Below are 5,277 nucleotides of genomic sequence, written 5' to 3' on the forward strand. Positions count from 1 at the left end.
CCGGAAGTTGAGAATTAGTCATTTGTCATTTGTAAAGACTAATGGCTAATAACTGAAGTTGAGAGTTAGTTATTTGTCTTTTGTAAATACCAGGGCTATTTTATTCTCATCTAGCCCGCCTCAGAATGAATTCTGAGTCTAATAGCGAAACTCGTCTAAAGACGACTGAGAAAAAATTATAGTCCGTTTTAACGGACTTTAGCTATTAGCCTAGAACTTTAGTTCTGGGCGGTTTATGTCTAGAACGAAATAGCCCTAAGCTAAAACACAAAGGCGTAAAGTAAATTTTAGCACCTTTGTGTTTTGGCTTGAGGTAATTAGCTGCCCTTGGGTACAGTCTCTCCAGGCCCAGCAGTGACAATTATCAGATTTTCCGGCTTAATTAAATCTTCAATTGCCTGTTGCATCTGAGCCATCGTGACTGCTTGAATTTTCTGGGGAAACTCTCGGATTTCTGAGGGTGAAAGTCCCAAAACAGCATTATTCAAAATGATGCTTGATACGTCACTGGGATTAGCTAAATCCACAGGATAGCTATTAGTAATTGAACGTTTTGCCGTGTTGAATTCAGCCTCAGTCACTCCTTGTTCGCGCAACTGTTTGAGTAAAGCGAGAGTACTGGCGATCGCTTTTTGGGTATCAAGAGGAGCAGTCTGCATCTGAATCAAGAACGGGCCGGGATTGATTCCGGCGGCAAAACCACTATAAATACCGTAGGTTAGGCCCTGGCGATCGCGCACTTCCGTACCCAAGCGGCTCGCTAAGGTATCACCACCCAAAATTTGATTCAGTACCAGTGCTGCATAATAACGTGGGTCTTTCCGAGAGATACCGTTGTAGCCGATGTAGGTAACAGCTTCGGACTTACCAGGTATCACTTTGTTTAAACGTGTCAAAGTTTGCGGCAATGGCACGGATGGTATTTTCAGAACAGGTGGCTTACCTGTGGCTGACCATTTGCCAAATGCCTGATTCAGCAAAGCTTTTACCTCAACTGGCTCAAAGTCTCCCACTAAGGCGATCGTTGTGCTATCTGGTCGGTAGTGTGTCTGGTAGAAGCCAAGCAAATCATCACGAGTAATACTCTTTAAACTCTCGGCTGTGGGAAAGCTGTGGAATGGATGATTTTCAGGGTAAATTGCTTGCTGAAATACTTGTCTTCCTAAACCTCTGGGGTCATCTAGCTGGACTTTGAGACTTGTCAGTGCGCGTTGGCGACTCAGTTCTAACTGGTCGGCTGGGAAAGTGGCGTTTTCTAACACATCTGCCAGAGTTTGAATCAATATCGGCAGGTTCGCTGAAAGTCCCTCACCGCTAACGCTAACTCCCTCGCGGCTGGCACCGAAGTTCAAATCCGCTCCCCGGTCTTCTAAGGTTTTTGCTAGGGTAAGAGCATTTTTAGTCTGCGTCCCATTCATTAAGTTGGCCGCAGTCAAATTCGCTAATCCGGCTTTTTGGTTGCCGTCAAATTCACTACCAGCGTCAATTTGTCCACTCAGGTTAATGGTGGGGAGGTTGCGATCGCGCAAGAGCAAAACCCGCAAACCATTATTTAAGGTAAACTCTTCTGGTAATGATTGTTTGCCCGAATCTGTAGCTGATGTGGCAGGTGGCAAATATTTAGCCAGTTCTGCTGGATCTACGGGCTTACCAGGGCTGAAATTTTCCACTGTGCGACTAGAACCAGCGCTAGAAGTTCCTGGTTTACCATCTGGTTGAGTTGGCTCAAAGAAACCGATGGTTTGTTGAGCCGGATTCAGGTAAGTTTTAGCTGCTTGCTGCACTTGGTTAGGGGTAACTTTAGCGATCGCAGCCAGATACTGTTCAATAAAACGATAATCGCCGGCCACAGTTTGGTTATATCCCAATTGGCTTCTAACCGAGCTTGTGATCCGGGAAGCTGTTCGTATGATACTCCTACTTTTTCTAGATACTTTTTGCTTTTTTCGGCTATATTTTCATCAACTGCTAATCCTAAAAGCCCTACTAATTTTTGTTCTTTATCTTGGAATATGATTGTCGGACGTTCATTAATTTTACCGACTATTTGGTTGCGTTTTTCTTGCTGTTCGTTTCTGACAGGCTGTTCATTACTGATAAGCTGACTGCGCTTAACCCATTTGTCGGGATACTGTACTGTTTCTGGATTAATAGTTATTTTACAGGTACTTTCATTACTGGTGATCTGTACAGGGATACTAGTTCGTTGTTGGTTTAAGCGAATAATACCCGTATCAATTAGTTTTTGTACAGTGCTACTTTCTTTCCTTTGCCACTGTCTTTGTACATTCTCTCTATTTAACTCGGCTTCGAGGCGTTCAGTATGTTGACCAATAATACCGAGTGATTGATCACCAATTTTAGCAATATAAACGTGCTTTTTATCAAATGCTCTAACTAAAGTTTCTTTAAATGCTTGGTTGCTAATCTCCTGTTTTTTGTACTTTGGATTAGTAATATTAATTCGTAAAAAATTTCCCTTAGATGTCTCTGCTATTGCATAGGCATTTTGTCCGGTGATGATGGTTTGAATTTTAAGCTGTAACTGTTGCCCATTACCGGGTTTTTCTGCTAGCCAACCTTCAGCAATACCCTCTTTGATTGATTCCTTATCAATGTTGCCTAGTTTCTCAGGTTTATTACCATTTTGAAGATAAATGCTATAGTCTTCACGAATAAGGTCAACCTTTTCGATTGTTAACATTACAGGTTCATTATTAAACCTTTGGGAATTTCCAAACTTATTAACTTCACCTACTTTAAATGTAAGTTCTGGTAGTCCGGGTACTTTGGTTGTAACAGAGGTGGTATATACTTCACCTTTTTCAACGCTAGCGATAGCAGTAGTACCAATTGGTAGTCGGGCGTTACTTTGTTCTATATTTCCAAATGTTTCGTAATTACCTTCCTGATTCTGGAGTTCAATGACACTTTTTCCATCTTCAGCTAGATTAAATCGAATATTTTGAGGTTTATTTTCATGGAATAATTCACTACTCCCGTCGAAGCCAGTGATACTAAACTCGTTAAATCTGAGTGTGTCTAACTGACTGATAATCTCTTCAGGAAAGGCAGCAAAGGCGAAATTAGAAACTTTCTTTTGGTAATCGCTACCTTTATCATTAGTGCTTTCACGAGTAGTTGATACTGCCCAGGTAGCAGCTGCCATTGCTAGCTTTTGTCCTTCTGGAATTGAATTGTAAAATTCTTCTGCTATCTGGTAGGCTTTTTGGTAAAGAAGTTTAATTTGACCTTCGCTTAGTTCAGCTTGGAAGGCTATTTTGTTAGACGTTACTTCCTGTCCAAGTGTAATTCCTATTTCTTCGGGTTTGTTTTCTTGCTCCTTAGCAAGTGTTCCTAATGCCCTAAACTTGGGTTTGTTGTTCTCAGTGTCATCGTTAATTTGGGCATAAACTACATATTTATGCGGGCGGTTACTGTTGCGCTTGTCCTCAGATATTTCTGATAGCTTGATCGTAATTTTATTCGCTTTCCAGATAAATTCGTTGTCATACTGTAAAAGGTTAGTTACACTTACTTGATTGCCGTTAGCAAAGGTAATATTTACAGACGGCCCTTTTTCAGTTTCTTTTTGTCTAGATAGCTGACTCGCTTGGTTAAAGGATTTGTCGAATTCTTTTTTGACAAGAGTAGCTCTTAATCGCTGTTCGTTAGAAAACTCGACACCTTTAAATAAAGCTTGAAATTGGGCGATTTCACGTGATTCGAGACGAGCTTTTTCAAAATACTGGTTGGTTTGAGCAATTAGTAATTCAACAGGCGAGTATCCTGTGGGTTGAATTGTATTGTCAATATAAACATCTTTTTTCTTATCCTTAATATAGTTAACTTCCCGGTGGAGAATCCGACTGTTGTTGCGGATAATTTCCATTTCGGGTTTTTTGGCACTTTTGAAGAGGTCAACTGCAATTTGGTTTTGAAATGCTGCCTCGGCAATCATTTCGCGGTATATCTTGATGTTAGTATTCATTGCCACCAGTGCATTGACCTGGTTTAGGGGTTCTTGCCGAACAGTTTTGATAAACTCTTCCATGTAACCGCGATACCTGGTCGGAACCTCCTTCCCTTCAATACCCTTGGATTTTGCCCAGGCTTCTGTTTTAAATAAATCTTCGTAGTGTTTCGTTACCTGCTGTACGTACTCAATTTGGTCTTTTTCACTACCAAAGTTTTTCAGGATAGTAATTTCTGACTCTAATGCCTCAATTGAGGTCAGGTGATTGTTGATAACACCGACACTAATGCCATCGCTCATGTGGATGGCGATTTCCTCAAATTCCGGCTGACTGCCATCTTCCTGGTAAAAAGATTGTTTTTTGAGTTTAACAGTTGGATCGTAAGCGTTTTCAGGCAGATTGCGCTCCCTTGCCTCAGCAGTGAGGTTTGGATACCTACTTGCCCGCTCAAAGCCAATACAATCACCATCGTAGTCGCGTGCCTGACGCTCTTGTTCGGACTCTTGAGGAAGAATTTCTAGTTCGTAACCAGCTGACTTTAGTTCTAAAATATACTCATTAAATTTGTTGGTAAACTCGATTTTGTCTTTAGTTTCGAGCTTGTCGATATTTTTATCTAAGTAATTTTCAATACCTTCTAATTGGAGATTTTTACTTTGGGCTTCGGGTAGGACAGATTTAATTTGCTCGTTTAGACGGTTATAAATGCGATCGCTTGTTTCGTCCGAGACAGCGATCGCACCTACGAGAGGTTGACCATCAGGCCCAAGGATATCTTCTACAACTTTGTTGGTTGAGACGCATAGACCATTTGAGTTGAGGAAAGGGGAGCGAAAGTTGAGAACTTCTTCCCCATCTTGATAATGTGGAATGCAGATTTCCTCATTTTGCAGGTCTTTGGAGGGAATGATCATTGCTCGCTCAAAGGTGAGTGTCTTGCCAATGGCGATTTCTTTCCACTCGTTTTGAACGAACCGGGCGAGTTCGCGCTGTACTTTCTCAGTTTCGAGAAGTTGATTCTCTCCTTGCAGGTCAGCTTTGATGAGTTTATAAATAAACGAGTCAGTAGCAAGGCGATCGCCTACGGCGGGCGCTCCCGCGCCATCGCGCAAAGTTTCTAAATCTTCTGCTACTGTTGGATCTTCTGCTGCTTGTTCTTCTAGTGTGGTTGCTTGTTCTTCCGGGACAATACGATGATGTTGTTCGGGGATGCCAAGAAGGTGACCGAGGATATCGTCAAGAGCCTCGGGCACTAGAGAATTGGAAAGGCCCGCTTCGGCGGGCCTTTTGTTTGAGGGGT

Annotated in this window: 1 protein-coding gene and 1 pseudogene; both read right to left on the reverse strand. The window is 42.0% G+C overall.

Annotation, left to right across the window (positions count from 1 at the left end; translation table 11 throughout):
- Nucleotides 1-317: 317 nt before the first annotated feature.
- A pseudogene (locus LC574_RS25080) lies at nucleotides 318-1,874 on the reverse strand (insulinase family protein); the annotation flags it as partial.
- Entirely contained in the window at nucleotides 1,757-5,230 is a 3,474-nt protein-coding gene (locus tag LC574_RS25085; protein WP_368736732.1) for a hypothetical protein, read from the reverse strand. The pseudogene LC574_RS25080 and the gene LC574_RS25085, both read right to left, overlap by 118 nt.
- Between the last annotated feature and the right edge of the window lie 47 nt (nucleotides 5,231-5,277).

Origin of the sequence: Nostoc sp. CHAB 5715, assembly GCF_020829685.1 — a bacterium.
In the GTDB taxonomy this organism is placed as follows: Bacteria; Cyanobacteriota; Cyanobacteriia; order Cyanobacteriales; family Nostocaceae; genus Nostoc.